At 35.5% G+C, this 18893-nt stretch carries 20 protein-coding genes; all 20 read right to left on the reverse strand.

Translation table 11 applies throughout. From position 1 onward, the window contains the following. Positions 1-52 precede the first annotated feature (52 nt). Entirely contained in the window at positions 53-454 is a 402-nt protein-coding gene (locus QM512_RS05105) for a hypothetical protein (protein WP_282806426.1), read from the reverse strand. After that, positions 451-3141, reverse strand: coding sequence for a metallophosphoesterase family protein (locus QM512_RS05110; RefSeq protein ID WP_282806427.1), 2691 nt, complete (start codon positions 3139-3141; stop codon positions 451-453). Before QM512_RS05110 ends, QM512_RS05105 begins: the two co-directional genes overlap by 4 nt. Beyond that, positions 3122-3514 carry a hypothetical protein gene (locus QM512_RS05115; RefSeq protein WP_282806428.1) on the reverse strand — a complete coding sequence of 131 codons (393 nt, stop codon included), beginning with the start codon at positions 3512-3514 and terminating at the stop codon, positions 3122-3124. The genes QM512_RS05110 and QM512_RS05115 overlap by 20 nt, the downstream gene beginning before the upstream one ends. Next, a complete protein-coding gene (locus QM512_RS05120) occupies positions 3507-5885 on the reverse strand; it encodes a phage tail protein (RefSeq protein WP_282806429.1) in 2379 nt (792 codons plus the stop codon). Before QM512_RS05120 ends, QM512_RS05115 begins: the two co-directional genes overlap by 8 nt. After that, a complete protein-coding gene (locus QM512_RS05125) occupies positions 5885-6703 on the reverse strand; it encodes a hypothetical protein (protein ID WP_282804730.1) in 819 nt (272 codons plus the stop codon). Before QM512_RS05125 ends, QM512_RS05120 begins: the two co-directional genes overlap by 1 nt. Continuing rightward, on the reverse strand, positions 6691-9435 hold the full coding sequence (locus QM512_RS05130) for a phage tail tape measure protein (RefSeq protein ID WP_282804731.1): 2745 nt from the start codon (positions 9433-9435) through the stop codon (positions 6691-6693). Before QM512_RS05130 ends, QM512_RS05125 begins: the two co-directional genes overlap by 13 nt. After that, positions 9435-9746 carry a hypothetical protein gene (locus QM512_RS05135; RefSeq protein WP_135352286.1) on the reverse strand — a complete coding sequence of 104 codons (312 nt, stop codon included), beginning with the start codon at positions 9744-9746 and terminating at the stop codon, positions 9435-9437. The genes QM512_RS05130 and QM512_RS05135 overlap by 1 nt, the downstream gene beginning before the upstream one ends. A gap of 47 nt (positions 9747-9793) precedes the next feature. Further along, complete coding sequence (locus tag QM512_RS05140) at positions 9794-10180, reverse strand: tail assembly chaperone (RefSeq protein ID WP_282804732.1); 387 nt, start codon at positions 10178-10180, stop codon at positions 9794-9796. Then, positions 10180-10806, reverse strand: coding sequence for a phage major tail protein, TP901-1 family (locus tag QM512_RS05145; protein ID WP_282804733.1), 627 nt, complete (start codon positions 10804-10806; stop codon positions 10180-10182). The genes QM512_RS05140 and QM512_RS05145 overlap by 1 nt, the downstream gene beginning before the upstream one ends. Further along, positions 10807-11196, reverse strand: a complete 390-nt coding sequence (locus tag QM512_RS05150; protein ID WP_282804734.1) for a hypothetical protein — start codon at positions 11194-11196, stop codon at positions 10807-10809. Next, positions 11193-11555 (reverse strand): HK97-gp10 family putative phage morphogenesis protein, encoded by a 363-nt coding sequence (locus QM512_RS05155; protein ID WP_282804735.1) that lies wholly within the window; start codon positions 11553-11555, stop codon positions 11193-11195. The genes QM512_RS05150 and QM512_RS05155 overlap by 4 nt, the downstream gene beginning before the upstream one ends. Continuing rightward, positions 11545-11859: a hypothetical protein gene (locus QM512_RS05160; protein WP_282804736.1), complete on the reverse strand. Its 315-nt coding sequence runs from the start codon at positions 11857-11859 to the stop codon at positions 11545-11547. The genes QM512_RS05155 and QM512_RS05160 overlap by 11 nt, the downstream gene beginning before the upstream one ends. Continuing rightward, positions 11849-12202: a phage head-tail connector protein gene (locus QM512_RS05165; protein WP_282804737.1), complete on the reverse strand. Its 354-nt coding sequence runs from the start codon at positions 12200-12202 to the stop codon at positions 11849-11851. Before QM512_RS05165 ends, QM512_RS05160 begins: the two co-directional genes overlap by 11 nt. 57 nt (positions 12203-12259) lie before the next feature. Then, positions 12260-13195: a hypothetical protein gene (locus QM512_RS05170; protein ID WP_282804738.1), complete on the reverse strand. Its 936-nt coding sequence runs from the start codon at positions 13193-13195 to the stop codon at positions 12260-12262. 15 nt (positions 13196-13210) lie between these two features. Beyond that, positions 13211-13777: a DUF4355 domain-containing protein gene (locus QM512_RS05175; RefSeq protein ID WP_282804739.1), complete on the reverse strand. Its 567-nt coding sequence runs from the start codon at positions 13775-13777 to the stop codon at positions 13211-13213. Positions 13778-13900: 123 nt separating this feature from the next. Further along, positions 13901-14077: a hypothetical protein gene (locus tag QM512_RS05180; protein WP_167797437.1), complete on the reverse strand. Its 177-nt coding sequence runs from the start codon at positions 14075-14077 to the stop codon at positions 13901-13903. Further along, positions 14074-15777: a structural protein gene (locus QM512_RS05185; RefSeq protein ID WP_282804740.1), complete on the reverse strand. Its 1704-nt coding sequence runs from the start codon at positions 15775-15777 to the stop codon at positions 14074-14076. Before QM512_RS05185 ends, QM512_RS05180 begins: the two co-directional genes overlap by 4 nt. Continuing rightward, positions 15755-17182, reverse strand: a complete 1428-nt coding sequence (locus QM512_RS05190) for a phage portal protein (protein WP_282804741.1) — start codon at positions 17180-17182, stop codon at positions 15755-15757. The genes QM512_RS05185 and QM512_RS05190 overlap by 23 nt, the downstream gene beginning before the upstream one ends. Positions 17183-17194: 12 nt before the next feature. Further along, positions 17195-18463: a PBSX family phage terminase large subunit gene (locus tag QM512_RS05195; RefSeq protein WP_282804742.1), complete on the reverse strand. Its 1269-nt coding sequence runs from the start codon at positions 18461-18463 to the stop codon at positions 17195-17197. Next, positions 18450-18872 (reverse strand): terminase small subunit, encoded by a 423-nt coding sequence (locus QM512_RS05200; RefSeq protein WP_282806453.1) that lies wholly within the window; start codon positions 18870-18872, stop codon positions 18450-18452. The genes QM512_RS05195 and QM512_RS05200 overlap by 14 nt, the downstream gene beginning before the upstream one ends. Positions 18873-18893 lie beyond the last annotated feature (21 nt).

The following is an 18893-nucleotide window of genomic DNA, read 5'->3' on the forward strand; positions in this document are numbered from 1 at the left end:
ACCAAGATAAGGCAGTGCCCTTAGTAAATCGCCTATAAAGCACCACCCCTATCTAATAATTATGCTTCTTACTTTTGCTAATGATAGAAAAATCAAAAAGTAAAATAATAACTTCTAGGAAACCGGCTGTAAACATATGTGGATGTCCGGATATATAACCGTGGCAGAATTCAGCAATTGCTTCAAATGCTAACAAGCCTGCAGTAATAATTAATAGATTGCGATTAGTAGAAATGCTATTTTTATTGCTGATTGCCCAACTAAAAAGCCAAACACCAATAGCAATGAAGATACCACCTACTAAGTCGTCATTTAAGACCCCAACCGCAAAAGGTGGCCAGAAAAAGTAGAAGTCATTGCAGATAAGAATTAACCCTATCCCCATCATTGCGAAAGCTAGGATCTCATGTTGTGGGTGTTCAGAATGTAGGAGTTTTTTTAGCTTGTGTTTCATCGCAGATCCCAACTCCTATCAATACCTCTACCAATACGAACTGCTTTAATTTTTTTAGCAGAGGGATTAATAGTCACAACATCAAAACATTGTTCTCCAATAGTTCCATAGTCATGCCCATATTTGGTAGTCTCAGTTCTTGGTGCATTATCACTATCAGTTAAGATGAACGGGACGCCACTTGGCGTAGTCCAGTCATAATCTTCATGCTCATGACCACCGAAACATGCAATAACTTTAGTAGTATTTTCTGATTGTGAAAAATCTACAGTTCCCCATGATACTGTTGCTGTACCTTGTGAATTACGTGCATCAATGACTTTTTCAAGATCTTTTTCAAAATCAGTATGATCGTGATTATTGCTAAAAATATGTGCAACAAAAATAATCTTTTCATTTTTAGATTCTTTAAGTAAATCGCAGATTTTCTTAAAGCTATCTAAGTTGATATTTGTTCCGCCATCTAAATCAAGCGTATCAATGCAAATAAACCGCCATACTTGTCCGCTTCCATCTATTTCAGTAAAAGTATAGGTGAAATCATTACCTATATTTAAATAATGAAAATCATTAACAAGATTTTTGTCGCGCATCATGTATGCAAATTCATAACCATAGATGTCATTATATGAAAATTTCCAGTCAGGATGGTCATGTTGACCTCCCCAATTATTCCAATTACCATCATGATTACCTCTAACGGTAGCCATAAAAGTACCTGGATACTTAACTGATCCAATGGCTGTAGTCACTTCATTTCTCATTTCAGCTTTTTCACCTTGGTCAAAAAAGTCACCGCCATTAACCATTAATGGTAATCCAGTCTTTTTCATTAGTTCATGTACTAAAGCTGGAGAATGTTTAGCATTTCCACCCCAATGCATATCAGTAATGAATAGGAATGACATTGAATTTGGACCAGCTTCACCCATGTTTTGATTAACTCTATCAATTCCTTGAGTTAAGTTATCTTTAAAATATGCTGGAACTTTGTTGTTTTCCTGCTCACCTTTTTCATATTTTCGAATGAATTCTTGAGCTTGTTTATGCACATGATAGTCAACTAGCGGTCCACCAGTATAAGAATTATATTCATGAGCAAATAAAGTAAAGCCACCAGTTGGTACGCCATCCTCTTTATTGGTGAATTTAACTTTCTTATCGTTGCCATCAAAATACATAATAAATGTATTTCCTTTGATGATATCATTATCCGTTACTTTAACAACTTTTGATTCTTTAGCAGCTACTAAAATATCAGATACTTTAACGTCCCATTTCCAATGATTGAAATATACTTCAACCCAGTCTCCGTCAAATTTTAAGTTGCATTCATTATCCCAGTAGTCATAACTTAAATCTTTGTTTTCAGCCACATAGGCAAATGGCATATTAGCTGCATTAACTTGCAGTTCTCTTAGTTGCTGTAAGTAAAATTGTGAACTAACTAATAATCCATCATTAGTACTGGTATAGTGATGTAAAAATAAAATCTTTGCATCTTGTGTAATAAGATCATCTGATGGGTTAATAATACCGAGTTTGTTTGTTGAAAAGTAAAAGATCAATGCAAAAGATTTACCAGTGACAATATCTCCATTTAATTTAGTTTCAGGAGAAGAATTAAATGTTTTATAGATTTCTTCTTTAGTAAAAGAAATATCAACTGCACCACGAATAGTAATACCTGTAGTCATATCTGATAAATCCAGCTTACAATCTGAACTGTTAGGATCCCAATTTAGCACTTTTCCTTCATCTAAATATGCAACAATATCCCCATCTTTAGTAATTGATTCTGTATACAGTCCAGCATCATTCCAGCGTCCATCATAATATAGCCACTTGTGCATCGTATCAGCTGCAATTACTGCTCCAGAGTACCCATTAGGATACTTCTCTTCAATAGCTTCCGAATTTTTTAGCCATGGGATAGTTGATGAAATCTCAGAGAGTTTAGCAGTGATATTTTTGGTTAATCCTTTGGTAACATCATCAAAGCGGGCATTAGTTACAATATCTTCACTATCAATTCTGTCTTGAATTGCTTTAGCAGATGTAGCAGCAGACTTAAAAGAAGCATCTATAGTATCAAGATTTTTCTGAATACTATCTAGAGTATCTTCTGATTTTTGAGCTTTATTTTTATATTTTTCATAAAGATCAGCTACTGCTTGATCCCCCTTAGCTTGCATCTGCCGAATAAATTTTTCAATCTTGTTACTGTAGTATTTTTGCGTTAACCCAAAAATAAGATTATCGCCTAATACTCTGAACCAAATATTAATTGAAGTTAGACGCCGACCATTACCATCCATTAAACCGATGAAACCGTAAAAAATACCTTCTTCGGTAAACATTTGGTCAGTAAGTATATAGTCCGCCCAACCACCATCTCGAGTGTTAGCAGCAGATCCTTGCCAATCACGATGGACTGCATCAGGCGCCATCACGATATTGTCATTATCATCTGTAGACCATTGACCAACAGAACCTTCTATAAAGGGAATCATACCGTTAACGTTCATGACAACATTTTGGTCAAACCATTTAACCGGTAAGATCTTTCCATTGTCAAAGACACGCATTTTAATGTAATTATTGATTGATACAGCTGATTCTCCTGCCTTAGAAATGTCTACTTTTAGGTAATATGGTTCTCCATTATTAACGCTTGTCATTGTCATAATCTATACTTATCCCCTTTGCTCTCTTTGCATTATTGATATCGTTTTGACCATCAATTGATATTTCAGTAGCCCCATCGCCGAAGACGGCAAGATTGAGCTTGTCAATCTGTTTATTAATCGTTCCAATACTCTCTTTGATGTTTGTTACTTCACTAGGTAATGTTTCTAATACTGTTACTCGTTTACTTAGATTGCTTAAATCACTCTCAACCTTATCCACCTTTTGAGCTTGTGTCATGCAGTACTCTAAGCCCTGTGCCATAGCTTCACGGACATCAACGCCGAACTTCTTGTGACGAATAGCGTCAGCAATCTGCTGTGGCGTTAACTGCTTGCCATCTATGTGGCTGTTGTCAAAATAATTAGCCATTGTCCTCTCCCTTCTGCTCTAATTTATCTACTTTTTCACTTACTACTTTTAACTGCTCTGTGGTTGCATACTTATTCGGCAGATCATCAATAATTTTTTTGATTTCAGCATAGTCTTTCAGGTGCTTATCTAACTCATCCTTGATGTATTTAGCATCAAAATTACTCTGTTCAGACACTTGGTTAATGCTTTGGTTAATTTGATTATTACTACTCTCAACGCTCATTGCACCAGATGATAAATTAGCAATTGTTAGTGATTGTTGAGTCAGCGTCTTCTGAATTGACCTAAATCGAGCATCAATTTTCTTGCTATCTTCGATTTGATAATCGGTCAAGCTCTTAGCAACGTCAGCAATTTTTAAGCTGCTATTTCTTTCGTGCGCAAAGTCAATATCTTTTTCAACTACTTGAAGTAATTGAGCTGTCTTAGATACTTGAGGATTGATGAATTGATAAAAATCGCCGACTTTAAAACGGTCAAATTCAGGTAATTCTAAAGCTGAAACTTCAAAAGAGTTCTTTGTGACGTGCTGTTTCTCATTAGCTAACCACTTCTCACCCATCTGCTTAATCTGGGCTGGATCTTGAAGGTCGTCAAAGATCTGTGTGCCTTCGATTATTCCAAATTGTCTGATTAAATCAGCATCTTCAATGTAATCTTTGCCACCATTAACACTAGTGATGTTAAATCTAGGCTGTGGGCTTTCATCCTCGTAAGTCTTAGAGTGACTATCACTATCGCCTTTTTGACCGCCCTCTTTGATAAGCTTTAAAGGGTCTAACCAAGCCCAGTTAGGGTCAAAAGAATGACCTTTTGTGTAACCCTCATACCATGATTTCTTGGTTACACCTATATGGACGTGACTAGTATCACGAATACCAATTACATCGCCAGTCTTAATCGTTTGTCCTTGACTAACTCTAATGTTTCCACGACCAGAAAAAGCTTCTTGGTAAACAATGTCATAGCCGTCTCGTGAGTGAGTAACTACATACCAGCCAATATAACCATCATTGCCGATTCTAGTTACTGTACCACCGTGAATTGCATGTACTTCACTTCCAGGGTGGTCAATACTGCCGAAGTCTAAACCATCGTGAAAGTTATTAGTTCTTCCATTACCTACATGTACTCCAAAAAGTTGTGCGTCCATGAAATGACCTTCGCCAACTGATGGAAACGGCCAACCCCAAGAGTTAAGCGAACCCTTGTGAGTTGTCTTGACTTCGTCCATTCTTTTCGTGCCGTTTGGAGACCAAGAACGATAGATTTGCCACTTATCAACCTCTGACTTCCAATCTTTCATATTTAGCAATGCACAAATCTGATCCCAACCTTTTTTCCAAGTAGTGAAAGGTTTAACCATGTACCTTCGGAAAGTTGCTTCAGTAAATTGCAGTACTCCAGCACTAGGGTGACCCGCTTGGGCATTGCTGTCCCAGCCATTGACTACTGTTTCAGATCCGCCACTTTCACCCTGAATCATGGTTTTAATCTTTTGAACATATTCGTCATCGATGTTTACGCCCATGACCTTACCAGCATTACGAATAGCTGGTCCCCAGTCACCATTGACCGCATGAGTTATACCAGTAGCAACGCCATTTTCATCAACTGTGTCATCATCACCCAGAGTAGTTTTAGGTGCTGGTTGTACTTTACCAAGTGGAATTAATCGAGTGATTATTCCTGTAGGGTCAATGGTCTGCTTAGCAGATAGCATATTCTTGCCAACAGAAATAGGAGTATCAGCCTTATGCGATACTCCTATTGTTTTCGTGTAGTCAATATAATTAATCTGCTTATTATGGTCATATCTAACTCTGATATAACCACCAGTTTTGTTGATTAGCTGGGCTGTAATTGCTTCTTTCGTGGTCGGATAATCAATCTGTCTTTGAACGATCCCCTCATTGTCTGAATAATCACATTTACCTAATGTAAAGTGCTTATAAGTATCATTCAACTGCTCATTATGCACCTTAATTAGTTTCTGCAAGTACTGCTTAGCACTTGACCCAGAATCATTGTCAAAGCGCTGTATGCTATCTAGTAAATAAGCATCAATTGCTTCAAAAATATACTCACGAGTAAAACCACCATTAGAAGCCATTTCTTTGGTCGGTTTAATCGCTCGACCACGAAAAATAAGATTTTCATCTTCATAAACTTCAATGTGAGTGATAAGCGGTTCAACACGATCATAGAGAGGATTTAACTGATTAACAGTAAGATCAAGATCATCAATATCTGTCAGCTTTAAATTAAGGCTACCAGATACTAAGTTTCTTGTTGCTAAGTTTTGATCATACACGATATAGCCGTTCTTATCAGTTGGCTTATCGTATGCCACAATCCTATAGCCCACTAAATCATCTCCTCTCGCTTGAATTGAAAGTGAACAGTACCACTTCCTGAAACAGTAAGACTAGTCCCTCCAATTGGTAGCATTACTGTTACCTTAGTTGCACCAGCCTGATCTAAATCAAGGTTGATATTAGATCCTGTTACCTTAACATTTCCAGTTACCGAAAAGCCTAGTTCTACCGGCTTAGAGCCGTAATTATCTAAGTCAGCTTTTGCAGAATTATTATTCACGTTAAAAGTGGTCTGTTGGTCTTGCCAATTGTCAAAATTAATCTCGTCCCAGATATCAGACCCTTCATAACTTCTAGCAATCGCATAAGGATAAGCCTTAAATTTAACTGTTGCTGTTAAAGTACCGTTACTCTCATCATCAGAACACTCTACGCTTTCAGACTTAGCAGAGAAACAAAAGCCAGAATTAAAAGTATCATCTAGCTCTCTATACCCTGCTGCTTGCATAATTAGACGCTTGATTTCCTTTTCTTTAGCTTTTCTGTATGAGTAATCCTCGTCAACTAAAAGAAGCTCGTAAGTAATCTCACGGGCTTCGAAAAAACGTTGATTATCTAAGTTAGAAAAATCCTCCTCACCTTGTGAGTAAGGAACAGAATATGTTATCTCTTTCTCTTTTGGCGTTGGTGCATCCCTTTTAGTAAGCCACCAGCCTTTGTCAGCGGAGTTGAAGTTAGCGAAAGTAAAACCTTCATCAGGTGACATGTAAAGATCAACATCTGCATTCTTATCTAAATCATGAAAGTCGTATCTTTCTTGATATTGATGATTAAATTGTGAGAATAAATCTTTTACTATTTTGACCACCTGTCTTTCAAGTTAATCTTACCGCCGATAGTTTCATCATATTGAGGTGCTGTCTTGGCTACTAACGTACCATCATCAAGAATCATCGTATTATCCTTATTAGCAATCTTACGAAGCAATTCAGTGTTAGTCTTTTGCAATCCACTCTCTTGCATAGTTACGTTTTGGCTGTAATTGCCACCTTGAACCATGCCATTTAGTCGGTCAATTGACTCGGAGTATTGTTGAGAGTTGATAGCAGGAATGGTTAAGCGGTCATCGTCTAAAGCATTTTGCGCCGTATCCATGACACTTGTAACTTGGCTAGAAATAATTCCAGCCATTCCTGAAACATTGTCTTGTACATCACTAAAGCCAGCAGTTAAACCACCATTCAAACCAGACATGATTGCTTGGCCAGCTGGGATTAATAACTGTTCATCATAGCTAAGTGGACCTTTGTGTTCCTTGATCCAGTTACCAATTCCACCGACAAAACTCTTGACGTTTTCCCAAGCTTGTTTTAATCCGCTAAGAAAAGAATCCATGATTGCTCTACCTTGAGCAGCTAAATCAATATGAGTAACTAATTTGATGAAATTAATATTATTTTGGAAAATTTGTTTTATTCCATTCCAGATTGAGCTGAAAACATTTTTCATGCCGTTCATCATAGTTCGAACAATGTTAACAAGCCCATTCATGGCGGTATTAATGATTGATGTAATACCATTCCAAATTGATGATGCTACACCCTTAATTGCGTTCCAAGCACCTGACCAATCACCACGCATTAAAGCCGTCCCAGCTTTTAATAAACCAGTAATTACGGATAAAGAAGTACTTATAATTGTCCGAATAATGTTCCAAATTGTTCTAACAATTATTGTTAGAGCATTCCAACCTGTTGAAAATGCTATCTTAATGATATTCATCATTGTTTTAATGACAGTCATAATATTTTTCATTACTGTGGTTATATACTGTCTGATGAAATTAAAAACAGGCATTACAACAGGTCTTAACAAATTCCACATTGCGGTGAAGAATACTTGGAATTGTTTCCAGAGAGCCTGTAATTGTTTAATTATAGGTTGTAAACTTTTCAGAACTGATTGCCATAGTTTAGTTGCTGCTTGCGATAGTCCATTCCACGCATTTTTTAGCCATGCAATAAAGTTAGCCCACATTTGTTGTCCGGTTTTTGTTTTAGTGAAGAATAGAGTTAAAGCTGTAACCACTATTACAATAGCTCCAACTATTCCAAACGCCATAGCATGTTGAGCAATAAATGCAGCGGTAGCTAACGCTTTTTGAGCTGTTGCAGCAATTAGAGAATTTTTAGATAGAGCACTTAATCCATCTTTAGCTATTTCAGCAGCCGAATGCCCATTTTTTAATCCTTGAGCAACAATTTGTGTAGTTTTTCCTAAGTTGCTTAATCCTGTAATTCCTTTACCTAAAGATTTGTTAATGTCACCAGCACTTCTTAAAAAACCACCCACCGCAACTGTTGCGGCGCCAACGCCAGGGCTTAATCCAATAAAGCCACGAGTAAATTGAGCCACTCCAGAATTGCTAGTTGTTGCCCATTGCATTACTTCATTAGCATTTTGGATTAAGGAACCGTTAATATCTTGAGCAGACTTCATAGATTTGTTTCTAAGAGCTTCCCAGTTACCACCAAGTTGTTCAATACTTGAGCCAACGTTTTTTTGCATTTCATTAGCTTGATCTTTCAAAGACTGGTTTGCTTTCTTAGTTGATCCTGCAGCTTTATCTTGCTCTCTAGCGTAAGCATCCCAACTCACTTTGGCATCATTAGTCTTATTCTTAACTGTGTCAAGCAATGGAACAATAGCTTGCATACCTGCTGTGCCAAACATTGCCTTTAATTTTTGCGCTTTTTTATCAGGTTTTAATCCATCTAAAGCCTGATTTAACTCACGCAAAATATCAGGGAATTTTTTCATCTTACCTTGAGCATCAGTAAAACTAATGCTTAAGCTATCCATTGCATCCCTAGCAACTTTTGATGGTGCCATCATTTGCAAAATAGCATGGTTTAAATCCATAGAAGCTTGAGCCGCACTGAAACCTTTATTGGTCAAAAGTCCGATAGCTTCAGAAGTTACCTGCAAACTCATACCAGCTTGACCAGCTGAACCACCAATAGTAGCTAAAGCTTGTTGCATATCCTCAACACTGGCATTAGATGCGTTTGCTGTCTGAACTAAAATAGCAGCGGCTTGTTGAGGAGAATCTAATGATTTACCCCAAATATTCATTGCTTCTTGAACAACACCAGCTGTGGCTTTAATATCAGCACCAGCAGCAGTTGCCGCTTGTGCAATTGCAGGAAACTGTTTCTTGATATCGCCTATTGATGCACCATTACGAGCCATTTCAATCATGGCATCAGCACAATCTTGAGCTGATAATGGTAAATCAGCACCCATTTTGTTTGCTAAATCATCAAGTTGACCAATATCTTTAGCAGTACCGCCAGCAACAACGGCAGCTTGGTTAAGGGATGCTTCAAATTGCCCAAAAGATTTAATTGAACTTACACCCATAGCAGTGATCGCTGTACCAGCTACCATCATTCCCGTACCAATGCCTTTAAAAGCATTATTAGTAAGTTCACCAAAAGTCTGTGCTCTAGCAGCTGCTGCATCTAACCCAGCCGTAAAGCCTTGATCCACCGCAGAAAGAATTGCTTTAATACTTAAGTTTTCTTCTGAACCAGTCATTAATTAGCTCCTTTCCGTGGGTGTAATCTTTGATATTCTCTAATTCGCGTAAGCAGAATATTTTGTCTATTTTGTTTGTTCTTAGATTTATGTTTTATAGGCTGATAATTTGGTTCAAAGTTGCTTCTGACTTTGTCAATTGCTGCATCTCGATTGAAGAAATCATTGAATTCTGTATAAACAGCATTACCGTCTTCATCAAAAGCTTGAGCGTTGCGATTCATCCAAGCTAAAGTTGCTGCATCATACTGTTTTTCAACCTGTTGTAAGTTATATGCCTCCATTCGCAACTCATATTCTGCAATTGTCATTGCATCAATATCTCTTAGACTATGAAAACCTAAGTAAGCTAGAGAATTTAATCTAATTTCTCGGAATTCTTCTCTGAAAGTCTTTCTTGTGCTTGATTCATAGTCTTTACCACTTTTTTTACCGCAGCTTTTGTCGCATTAGCACTCTTAATTTCTTTATAGATAGCATCACAAAGCTTAGTAATATCTGCATCTGTTTCTAAGTATTGATAAATATCTGCAATAGTAGGACGACTCTTATTTATCCAGGTTGCATTTAATAAAACCTTAGCTAGTCCTTCTGGCTCATATTGAGTAAGACTAGTTACAGCTTGAGTAACACCCATGCCTTGATTTAATCCACCATTCTCATAGTGATAGTCTTTATTCATCAATAGCACCCAGCGAATACCAAAGTTTAATTCGTAAGTTTTATCGTTAATCTTAATCTGCATTATGCATTACCTCCTTGAGTAGTAGTGGATTCATTGGTATTAGCTGTCCCAGTTGGAACAGTATCTTCACGTGGATTATTATTTTCATAAGCTAAACCACCGCCATCAGTGCCATCTTCCTTAGGTGTGTCAGTAATTTTGTCAATTCCACGGAACGCATAAGCAAGCATGTCTTGTTCGTAATCACTAAGTGTCAAGTATCCTCTTCGTGGAGTGCCAATAACTTCAATTTTCGGAGAACGATCTGCTGTAGAATCAGGCTTATAGCTCCCCTTATCTTCCGTAACCTTAGCTCTTGCATAAATAGCCCAATATTGTCCCTTATTATTAACTCTGTCTAAGTTAATTAACCAGTACTCAACAACTTCATCGTCCAAAATCGCGTCATAGAATTCGTCTGAAACTTTAGAGATACCTTCATAGAAAGTTTGGTCAATTTCAGTCGTTAAACCTGCACTAGTTGAAATATTTCCTGATTTAGTAGTTGTGGATTTAGAACTACGCTTGAAAGAAATACTTGAATCTCCTTCAAGTGGAACAATTTCAGCTTTTTCTTTAGTAGCATTTTTCAGTAAGCGAAAATATGACACCATTCGCTTACCAGCTAATGCTTGAACTTCTGCCATTTAAATCTTTCCTTTCATGTAATTAAATTCAAGCGTCAAAACTCCGTGAAAAAGCCTGGTATTTGGAACGCTTGAATCAGGTAATATTCTTTTTTGAACATTTTTCAAATCAAATGTGTAATGATCGCTATTAATTCGATTAATACATAATTGATTCATCATTTTCCCAATCAAAAAACGCATATCTTGGTCGCCCCAAACATTAATAGTTTGAGTAATCGTTCCAGAATATGCGTTTTTCAAATCATCAGAAACTAAATTCGTTTCTGCCATCTCAACAAACGGGTACTTAGTCCCGTCTCTTGGTAATGAGTCGTAGGTATCAAAGCCTAACTCATTTTGTGCAAAAAAATAGAGCCTATCGAAAAGCTCTTCTTGTATATCTATCATTTATTAATTAAATCCATTACTTCTTTATAAAAATCCTGCTTAATTTTCTGAAAAGCAGGATTAAGAGCTGGCTCAGCTTCCATATATCTCGTTCCATATTCAATATACGGAAAATATTCAGTATGTGGTGCAACAATAGCCGTCATACCACTATCTTGAATAGTTAAATCAGTACTCTGTTTAGTTGTACCTTTTGAATATCCTTTTTTATAGGCTCTGGTCATGTTAGTTTTAGTTAAAGTTTGTAATTTTGCACCATTTTTCATAACTACGTTACGAATTTGAGATCCAGCATACTTTTTAGCATCAATTTTACTAATAGCTGCTGTTAATCCTTCAATTTTAACTTCAATTCCCAACGTCTTCACCTACTATCATTGCATGACCCTTAAGAACATTGAGTGAACTAATAAAACGATATTTACGGTCATCACCATCAATTGTCATATAATCCCAGTTTTCATCTAAATTTTCAGTCATTCTAACTGTTTTAGATCCCTGTTTAATTCCGCCAAGTAGTTGAATCTGATTTTTTAAACCAAGATCAGTTACATTTGCAAAGACTGAATCAACAAAAATAGGTTCACTATTGTGTTTATGAGTTCTTGGATTATATTTACCATCAGCATCCCTAAAAATGCTAACAACTGTGTCATACCTCATAAGGATTCACCCACATTCCTCGATTTAAACCAGTATGATCTTTACGCCATTGATTTATTTCATCTTCCCACTCATCAAAATCAGAGGAAGCAAAAGTTATAGACTCTCCATCTTGTGAGTAGCTGGCCATACCTTCATTTTTAAATCGATTAAATTTCTTAACAGCTGCTCCACGAACTATAGCAAGCATTTCAGTTGGGATTACGCCAGTAATGGATAACCTTAATTTTAAAAAGTCAGTAGCATCTTCAAGATACAGCTTTAGAAGATCATCATGTTTAGTATCAGTCAATTGAAGAGCTGTTTTAAGCTTTTCAAGTTGGTCATCTAATGCATCATTCATTTTGATCTTCCTTATTGTTTTCCCCGCCTCGCTCGGTTTCTTGATTACCTTGCGGGGTTACGCTTTTTTTATTGAAGAGTAAATACCATCACGTTTGTGTTTCTTAATAAATAGATCATGGTATAAGCGGTTTTGGTAAAGATATCCATCACCTTCGGTATGTTGACCTGGTGCAAATAAAAAGACTGCATTTTCTTTAACAATTGATATAACTGCAGGCTTAGCAACAATTAAGAAATTAATTGCTTTGGCGTCTTCCGTTGGTTTAGCACCATCCTTAAAATCATACTTAGTCATAAATCTGTTAGGCTCGTATACTTCAATTAATTGAACTCCATCAATTGAAGTAATACGAGATTCTAACGCAGTAGTGCCTACATTTTGGTTAGTAATATTTCTCGTAAATTCTTTTGAACGTTCTAAAGAGTCCATTACTTCGCTAGAAACATAACCTAGTAAGTTTTGTGTGCCATATTTACGAATTTTACTAATACCAGTCTTCAATTGTGAGTAAGCATTGGTTGCATCTAAAGTTTCTTCTACCTTATGAGTTTTAGCAAGTAAATTTCCTTCTGTATCACTTGTATCAATATTATCGAAAGAAGTCGCCATTTTAGAAAAGCGATAAGAGTCTAATTCTGGTTGAACTTGCTCAGTAATGAATACATTAGAAATATTAGCCATTGCTAATTCTTGATTTGTTTCATCAACATCTTGCCGATCAAGGTAGAACTCAACATCTCTGTCTTGTCCCATAGTGTAAATAGTCTTTTCATCAGTAACAGTACCTGAATTAAAGCCTTTCCCACGGGTATGAGCTTGTAATCCACTAGTACTAATAGTCTTTAATGTAAAAGAACGTCCTCCATTGACTAAATCAACCTCTGGCGTTCCTAAAGCTGCAGTAAATAAACCTGCAGTAATCTTTTGATCTAATAAATCTCCATCTTTTGTTACATAGTTGAAACCTTTAGTTTCTGCATCTGTTGGCATATTCTAAATTCCTTTCTATAAACCTAAAGCACGCTTTAAATCATCTTGTGGAGCTTTAATCTTACTTCCACTTGATGTAGGAGTTTTTCCCTTAAGGATTGAATTTTTTCCTTCTTCACGTGCCTTATTAACCAAATTAATAATTGCTTTTGCATTTGAAACAGTAAGAGTAGCATCTTCATTAACGACCATATTAAGAACATCTTCATCGATATTTAAATCTGCTTTCTTAAATATTCCGTTAACTTCTTTAATATCATTTGAACGTTTAATTTGAGCATTTAAATCAGCATTCTGTTTTTTTAATGACTCAATTTCTTTAGTACGTTCATCTTCTTCAGTGATTTCCTTAGCTGACTTACCCTTATCAGACCTTAATTGTTCAATTTCTTTCATAGCATCTTCATATTTAGTCTTATAGTCATTCTTTTGAGCTTGCTCTTTAGTAATTCGATCAATATAAGGCTTTACAAGTGAATCAGCATCAATCTTTTCTAGCTTATCTTTACTTTCTGAACTTGATGCTGCAGCTTTATCAGGTTCAGTAGTAGCAACTGTCTCTTTCACATCATCTTTTGGCATAATTAAATGTCCTTTCTTTAACTCACGTTTTAAAGTTTCGGGGAACTAACTCATGGTGTTCTTTTGAGCCTGCACACAAGGAAAAAGGCAAAATAAAAACGACTATTAAAATAGTCGTTTACTTTATTTTTTACTGTGTTTAATAAATAAATCATCTTCATTATGTTGATCGGTTATATATTGCTTAATAAAATCAGCATAAATTACTTTCTGTTTATCAGTTGCACTGTCTTTCAAGACCGGCAAATCATATGAAAAATCTAAGTTTCCAATTAATTCCTTTGGTAATGCTAAAATCATTGTCTAAACACCTTCTTTAAACGTTCATTCAGTAACTTATCAAAAGTTCTACTAAATTCAGCTTTTGACTCATCCGAATATGCTTCTGCAAAAGCTTCTTCAATATTTTTTCCTGCATATTTGCTTATATACTTTTGAATATTAGCTTTAGTAGGCTTAACCTTCAACTTTTCAAAAGTATCTAATAAAATATCATTAGCAAAATAATTATCTTTTCTTACTTTTATTAGTTTTTTAGCTTCATTATAGTTCAATAATCTTATTGGATCATTACCAAAAATTTCTGCATAATTAGCACGTGAATTTAATGCGTGAGCCATTTCATGTTTTATTAATCCAGTATAATCGATTTTTTTTGACCACCAATGCTCCTGAACAGTTTCCTTCACTAATTGATTAATCTCGTTTATATTACTCAATTTAGCTTTATTTAAATTTAACTCTGCATAATATCTATATTTAGCATTTTCATTATTACCACTATCATATTTAACATAACTTGCAACATACGCAACATCAGCACTTTTAGGTCTATTTCCACCTTTTATAACAGTCAAATAACCTTTGAGTTGTGGATGTTTTTGAAATTCATCATTGATAGTTTCATAAATTCTAGTTAGCATCTTAGGATCAACTTTATTAATTGATTTCACTTGAGTAATACCTAGCTTCCCTACCGCATCTGTAAATTCTTTGATATTAGAAATAGAAATCTTATCAACTGTAGAATCATCAAGTTTCAACTTACTTTCATCAACCCAGTATGCTGAAATAGAACACATACAATTTGGATGCACTGGGATATTAGGTACTTCTCTAATTGGATATACCCCATCATCACCGTATTCTGTGCTTTTAGTAGCAATTTCACGACATACTTTGCAAGCACTGCCTTCTGCAATCCATTTAACGAACTTATAGCCGTATTTTATAAGTGAATTTTGTTCAGCAGCAAAATAAATTCGAGCAGTTTCAGTCCTCGCCAGTCGTTCAGCTGCATATTCTTGATTAGTAATGCTTGCTGACACCATACCAGTTAGCCATTTAGCCGTCTTAATCGGAGACTCACCCCGAATAACTGCACTAGATATAAGTCCATCTAGTTGACCCTTCAACCCATCTATATCAGCCCATATTCTTTTTGAAAAATTAGCACCAGCTATTTGACCAGCTATTTGTTCTTGAACTTCTTTTGAAGTCCAAAGATTTGATTTAGCACTAATACCGAGAATACCAGCTTGACGTTCTTTTTCTTTGATATAGTCGTTCCAGAGCTTATTAGTTAAACTTTGCTCTTGATCTACCCCTAACTCAACCAATCTAGCGCCAATCTTAGATTTAATTATTTCATTGCGATTAATTCGCATCGTTGCATTATATACTTTAAGTCGGTTATTAACGTCTTCACTGAAATCTTTACGAGTTACATGCTTACCTTTAGCTCTTAGTGCATTAGCTTTATCAACAGCTCGTTTAGCTAATGATTCATACTCTTTCATTGCATCTGCTTTGACAAGCTTCCCCTCAGATAATGCTAAATCAGCCTTTATCTGCTGATTAATGTCAGACATCGTTCGACTATACATACCAACTATATGTTGGTTGTATTTTTCCATGTCTTTTTTTGCTAATTCTTGCCAAGCTTTTTCAGCTTTAATACGATTATCCCAGTAAGCTTTACTCTGTTTCAGACTTGTCATCATCTTCACCAGAATTCAAATAATCAGGCAATGACCCAACAGCTTGTTGTGCATTCTTGATGTTTTCTTGCTTTTCTTTGTTAATCTGCTCAATTTCAGCTTGCGGATTTTTAATAAATGGTAATAAAGATAGTTGAGTTTGTTGGGATACCATTCCTTCAGCATTTTTAGCAGCAGAAATCATTGATGAAATATCATCTGGTAAATTACGAGTAAAATGAAACTTCAAAGTAGACCATTGCTCTCTTTGACTATCATTATCAAACAAAGTTTGAAAAACAATTTTATACATTTGCTTCAATGCTTTAGTAAATTTACGCTCTTTACTATCTGCTTTATTCTGCATTGAAAGCAATTTATACTGCATTGCTACACCACTGGCATTATTAGCAAAGTTTTCATCACGTAAATTAGCAATCTCGGTATTCTCATAGATTGACTTTTGCAAATGATCAATCATGTTTTCTTGCATTCCGTCAGCATCGGGCTTTTGAATAAAGCCAACTTTTGGATCACTATTTGGATCTACAGTTGGCGCATAAATTAACCGATTGTTCTTAAAATCAAACTTAGGATTACCATCATCATCTTCATCGAGGGTTATATTGAACATAAACATATACGCATTATCAAAATAAGCAATCTGGTTGGCTTTCTGACTCATTACATGATCCAATTCATCCTGAAGTGTAATGATTTGTTCAAAGACTGATTGCCGTTCTTCATTCTCATAAAATTCAACAGCAGGAACTAAACCATATGGATTAACTCCTTCTGAATTGGTTATATGATCTTCGGCAAGATTCATACCTTCAAAAATATAAAACTTATCAGCATATTGCACTTGGCCTTTTGCATCAGTCCAATTCTTTGTGTCATCTAATTCATATCTAACAAAAGCTAATGGATTATGGGCAACCGTATCGTCATATATAATAAATGCCCGTTCTGGACTTGAATGAGTAAGGTGTGGTAGTTTATCTTCACCTTGATAAATAAACACGACAGACCGTCCAAAAATATCTGCTTGCTTACTTATTTCGTTAAGCTCATCTTGAAAAGAATTTTCATTATTCCAATCTTGTAAAATATTATTAATATTTTTATCTTCAGCAGAAATTATTGGAGGGATGCCAGCAAAAAAGCCGTTGTATGAATCTTCCAACGGCTTAATTTTATTATCGATTAATTTATTATTAATATTATCTGTCTTATTATTTGGATCATCAAGAATACTATGTTTACCCAAATAGTACTCCATATTTTTACGATATTGAGGTTTTAATGTATTTTCATTGTAAGAGATGAAACCAAAAATTTCATTTATTGACATTCTTTGTCCTACAGGATAAATAAAACGATTATTATGAGTCACTCTATCATTTCCAAAATCAATTGTCTTCAAAATCTCACCACCTTAAATAAATGATTTAATAATTCTAGCTTTCGTACTTCCATGACCATTCTCTTCCTCTACTGCATACCGAATAGCATCAATACAGTGGTTATATGCATCAATCGGCCTATTAGTGTATTCATCGGTCTTCTTATCTTTCACGTATGTGTAATTTTGCAATTCTTCAATTGTCTTTACACAACGGTCATCAACTACCCATTTAAATTGTTGTAGAAACTGAATTCCTTGAATTATTGAATCAGGACCTTTTAATGCTGGTCTAATTCGATAAATACCGTCTCTTTTCATTTCAGCAATTGATTTCTTTTCAGCACTATCTGCTGTAATTACTTCTTTTGAATAACCCATATCCTTAATTACTTGCGCTAGCTGATTATTAAGCAATCCTTTTTTAACAAATTCGTCCATTACGTAAAGTGTTTTATTTTTCATATCTAGCTTGATATGCATAAAAGCACTTGGATCATTAATAAATCCATAATCAAGCCCAAAATAATCATTTAACGCTAATAATTTAGGATTACGAGGATTTAACCGTTTAGTTTTAAAGTAAGGAAAAACAAGCTTATCTAATGTTGCAAACTCACCTAATGTATAAATCTTGTAATAAGCTGGATTAGTGTTTTTCAGCTCTTCAATCGTTCTGATATTGTCTTCATCTAAAAATCTATTATCTTTATAAGTTGATTGATGGATAGCTACCCTTGACCGATCATAATCTGCACTTGGATCAAACCAAGTCTGATAAGTCCAATTAAGCTTGCTAACTGGGTTAAACATGCAAAAGATCTGTCTTTGCTTATGTTTTGGTTCACGTAAACGCAAAGTAAGTTGAGTGTAGTCATTATGATTAAACTCACTCGCTTCTTCCATAACCACATCAGAAAGCCCCTTGATCGATTTAATCTTTTCCGGGTCGTCTAATCCCTTGAAAAGAAAAACCGCACCATTCGGTAAATGAATAGTACGGTTTGATTTATTAATTCTACATAATGGCAATATCTGCCAATTGGATAAGCAATCAATCACATCAGTAAAAATAGATTCTTGAATGTTTCTATCAACTTTTCGCATCCATAAAACTTTTCTAGGTTTTGACCATTTTTTTAGGGACTTAAGAACCACTTTTTGAACTACTCCATGTGATTTGCCACTAGATGCTCCTCCATACCAGACCTCTGTAAAATGAGAATAGTCAAAAAGATTATCAAAGATCTGTTTATTAAAAATATTATAGGGTCTAGGGAAGTTTAAATTAATCGTTGGCATCATAATCCCCCATTCCTATTTCAATGCTTAAATCGCCATTTATTTCTTTCTTATCGGTCCAAGCACCATTACGCTTACCGATTAATTCAGCAGCTTTAATTCTATCTTTAGCTGAAACTTCAACATTAGAATAGACACCTTTTGATGTTGCTACCGATTCAGTCTGTTCACCACGCATAACCGAAGTAAGATATTCCATAACTTCGGTCATATCAGCTGTTTTTTTAGATTGAATTTCAGCGTTGCGTTTTTCGATAGCTGCTTTAATGTCTGGTTTTGTTAGGTTTTCTTGACCAATTTTACGTGCCGTCTTTTTAGAATAACCAGCTTTAATGGCGGCTTGAGTAGCATTACCAGAGATAATGTACTCATCAATGAATCTACGTTGTTTTTGAGTTAGTTTAGTAATGCTACTCACCTCCTAAAATAA

It is taken from the genome of Lactobacillus isalae (genome assembly GCF_947539375.1).
Taxonomy (GTDB): domain Bacteria; phylum Bacillota; class Bacilli; order Lactobacillales; family Lactobacillaceae; genus Lactobacillus; species Lactobacillus isalae.

Coding starts and splice junctions, on each gene's coding strand:
- QM512_RS05105 (WP_282806426.1), bottom strand. CDS start 454: ATGAAACACAAGCTAAAAAAACTCCTACATTCTGAACACCCACAACAT.
- QM512_RS05110 (WP_282806427.1), bottom strand. CDS start 3,141: ATGACAATGACAAGCGTTAATAATGGAGAACCATATTACCTAAAAGTA.
- QM512_RS05115 (WP_282806428.1), bottom strand. CDS start 3,514: ATGGCTAATTATTTTGACAACAGCCACATAGATGGCAAGCAGTTAACG.
- QM512_RS05130 (WP_282804731.1), bottom strand. CDS start 9,435: ATGACTGGTTCAGAAGAAAACTTAAGTATTAAAGCAATTCTTTCTGCG.
- QM512_RS05135 (WP_135352286.1), bottom strand. CDS start 9,746: ATGACAATTGCAGAATATGAGTTGCGAATGGAGGCATATAACTTACAA.
- QM512_RS05140 (WP_282804732.1), bottom strand. CDS start 10,180: ATGCAGATTAAGATTAACGATAAAACTTACGAATTAAACTTTGGTATT.
- QM512_RS05145 (WP_282804733.1), bottom strand. CDS start 10,806: ATGGCAGAAGTTCAAGCATTAGCTGGTAAGCGAATGGTGTCATATTTT.
- QM512_RS05150 (WP_282804734.1), bottom strand. CDS start 11,196: ATGATAGATATACAAGAAGAGCTTTTCGATAGGCTCTATTTTTTTGCA.
- QM512_RS05160 (WP_282804736.1), bottom strand. CDS start 11,859: ATGAGGTATGACACAGTTGTTAGCATTTTTAGGGATGCTGATGGTAAA.
- QM512_RS05165 (WP_282804737.1), bottom strand. CDS start 12,202: ATGAATGATGCATTAGATGACCAACTTGAAAAGCTTAAAACAGCTCTT.
- QM512_RS05170 (WP_282804738.1), bottom strand. CDS start 13,195: ATGCCAACAGATGCAGAAACTAAAGGTTTCAACTATGTAACAAAAGAT.
- QM512_RS05175 (WP_282804739.1), bottom strand. CDS start 13,777: ATGCCAAAAGATGATGTGAAAGAGACAGTTGCTACTACTGAACCTGAT.
- QM512_RS05180 (WP_167797437.1), bottom strand. CDS start 14,077: ATGATTTTAGCATTACCAAAGGAATTAATTGGAAACTTAGATTTTTCA.
- QM512_RS05185 (WP_282804740.1), bottom strand. CDS start 15,777: ATGACAAGTCTGAAACAGAGTAAAGCTTACTGGGATAATCGTATTAAA.
- QM512_RS05195 (WP_282804742.1), bottom strand. CDS start 18,463: ATGCCAACGATTAATTTAAACTTCCCTAGACCCTATAATATTTTTAAT.